The sequence below is a fragment of the Neisseria sp. P0021.S007 genome (assembly GCF_051956855.1).
In genome coordinates this window covers 1-570 of the sequence record NZ_JBQCXA010000899.1, presented here as the reverse complement: position 1 = coordinate 570, position 570 = coordinate 1, and the positions used below count along the sequence as shown (strand labels likewise).

At 56.3% G+C, this 570-nt stretch carries 1 pseudogene; it reads left to right on the top strand.

The features are described 5' to 3' along the window. Positions 1–570, top strand: a pseudogene (locus tag ACTHUR_RS16605) (ligand-gated channel); the annotation flags it as partial.

The window sequence follows — 570 nt, the reverse complement described above, 5'->3', positions numbered from 1 at the left end:
GCCGTACCGCGTTACCGCAAAGAAGAGGGTCGTCTGAAACGCCTGCCCGACAGCCATGCCGATTCGCAAACTGGCAGCATCGGGCTGTCTTGGGTAGGCGAAAAAGGCTTTATCGGCGCGGCGTACAGCGACCGTCGCGACCAATACGGCCTGCCTGCCCACAGCCACGAATACGATGATTGCCACGCCGACATCATCTGGCAGAAGAGTTTGATTAACAAACGCTATTTGCAGCTTTATCCGCACCTGCTGACCGAAGAAGACATCGATTACGACAATCCGGGCTTAAGCTGCGGCTTCCACGACGACGATAATGCACACGCGCATACCCACAGCGGCAGACCGTGGATAGACCTGCGCAACAAACGCTACGAAATCCGCGCCGAATGGAAGCAGCCGCTCCCCGGTTTCGAAGCCCTGCGCGTGCATTTGAACCGCAACGACTACCGCCACGACGAAAAAGCGGGCGATGCAGTGGAAAACTTCTTTAAAAACAAAACGCAAAATGCCCGCATCGAATTGCGCCACCTGCCCATAGGTCGTCTGAAAGGCAGTTGGGGCGTGCAATAC